Source organism: Streptomyces sp. NPDC059037 (genome assembly GCF_042740015.1).
Classification (GTDB): domain Bacteria; phylum Actinomycetota; class Actinomycetes; order Streptomycetales; family Streptomycetaceae; genus Streptomyces.
Window position 1 is genome coordinate 1 of record NZ_JBHYIG010000514.1, and the last position, 1920, is coordinate 1920.

At 65.4% G+C, this 1920-nt stretch carries 2 protein-coding genes; both read left to right on the forward strand.

Translation table 11 applies throughout. The features are described from left to right. Window positions 1-285 precede the first annotated feature (285 nt). A complete protein-coding gene (locus ACFWY6_RS45285; RefSeq protein ID WP_384703739.1) occupies window positions 286-1503 on the forward strand; it encodes a cytochrome P450 in 1218 nt (405 codons plus the stop codon). Between the two features lie 2 nt (window positions 1504-1505). After that, window positions 1506-1715 (forward strand): ferredoxin, encoded by a 210-nt coding sequence (locus ACFWY6_RS45290; RefSeq protein ID WP_384703742.1) that lies wholly within the window; start codon window positions 1506-1508, stop codon window positions 1713-1715. Window positions 1716-1920 lie beyond the last annotated feature (205 nt).

Below are 1920 nucleotides of genomic sequence, written 5' to 3' on the forward strand. Positions count from 1 at the left end.
GGGGGGGCTCTCCCCCCCCCCTTCGGCGGGTTCCTATTTTTTATCCCCCGCCCTGGGGCGGGGCGGGCGCGCGGGGGCGCCCCCCCCACCACCCCCCCCCCCCCCCGCCAGCGAGGTGCGGCGGAGTCGTAAGGGAGCATCAATATCAGGTGCCCGGTTTTGAATCCGGCCGCTTGCAAGTTGTGTGACCTGTCTCACGATCGATCATTTTTCGGTCAACCTCCTTGTTAGTCTGAATCCTCATTCCAATACCGAGTTCTGCGAGGTGTTGACGTAGTGGGGGACGTGGCAGACGTGGATGTCGCAAGCCTTCCGGCATTCCCGTTTATTGGCCCGGACGACAACCCGTTCATTCCCGTCAAGGGAGCGGATCTGGAGCGACTCGAGGGGCCCGTCGGAAAAGTCCGACTTCCCTTTGGGGGCTGGGCCTGGCTGATCAGCAGGCATGACGACGTACGACAGCTTTTACGGCATCCCGGGTTCAGCTCGGACCAGTACAAGACAGGATTTCCGATACTCAACCCGATACCTCCCAAGCAGGAGGACGCATCGGGCCTGTTCATCTTCATGGACGGCGAGGAGCACAGCCGGTTCCGGCGGATGCTGACCGCCGAGTTCATGATCAAGAACATCCGGCGGATCGAGCCGCTCATCGAGGAGACGGTGGTCCAGGCGCTGGAGCGGATGCGGGAGATCGGGCCGCCCGCGGACCTGATGAACGAGTTCGCGCTCCCCGTCCCGTCGATGACGATCTGTCATCTGCTCGGAGTCCCGTACTCCGATCATGACTTCTTCCAGGATCACAGTCGCGTGATCATGGACAGGAACTCCGGTCCCGAAGAGACCCAGGCCGCCCTTGGCGCGCTCGCCGGACTCCTCGGTGACCTCATCAAGTTCAAGCGGGCCACTCCCGAGGACGACCTGCTCAGCCGGCTCGTGGTCGAGCGGGTGGACACCGGCCAGCTCCGGGAGGACGAACTCGTCAGCCTGGCCATGCTGTTGCTCGTCGCGGGCCATGAGACCACGGCCAACATGATCGGCCTCTCCGCCCTCGCGCTCCTGGAACACCCCGGGCAGCTCGACGCCCTGCGCGCGGACCCGAGCCTTGCGCCCGGCCTGGTGGAGGAGCTGCTCCGGTACATCACCGTCGTACGCACGGGACTGCCCCGCCTTGCCATGGAGGACGCCGAGATCGGCGGTCAGCAGATCAAGGCGGGCGAAGGCGTCGTGGCGATGCTGTCGATGGCCAACCGGGACCACTCGGTCTTCGAGGACCCCGACGACTTCGACCCCAAGCGGCGCGAGGCGCACCGGCACATGGCGTTCGGCTTCGGCCTGCACCAGTGCATCGGCCAGCCCCTGGCCCGGGCCGAACTGCGGGTGGCGCTGGTCGAGCTGGCCCGCCGCTTCCCCCGTCTGCGCTCCGAGCTGAAGCTGGCCGATGTCCCGCAGCGTCCGATGGCCGTGACGTTCGGCGTCGCCGAGCTGCCGGTGACGTGGTGACCATGCACATCACGGTGAACAGGGAACTGTGCGCGGGCTCCGGGAACTGCGTGGTGAACGCCCCGGAGGTCTTCGACCAGGACGACACGGAAGGTCTGGTGCTGCTGCGCGTCACGCAGCCGCCCGCGGACCTCGAGCAGCCGGTCGAGCTGGCCGCCCAGCTGTGCCCGGTGGGCGCGATCGACGTCGTGCGTGAGGCGATCGCGCGCTGACGGTGTAGTGCACGAGTGAGTGCATAAGGCAGTGCACAAGTGAGTGCACGATGTAGTGCACGGGGGAGTGCGCCGCGTTTTTGATATTCATCGCGGATCTCGACCCTTCCTGTATTCCGTCGCCCGCCGGGTCTCGGTGGGCGACGGTTCGGGCACGGGTCTGTCATTCCTTGAATACATCCATTAAAACAGAGATTTACGTGTA

Bases quoted from the DNA above. Each gene is read 5' to 3' on its own strand.
- ACFWY6_RS45290 (WP_384703742.1), top strand. From the start codon at position 1,506: ATGCACATCACGGTGAACAGGGAACTGTGCGCGGGCTCCGGGAACTGC.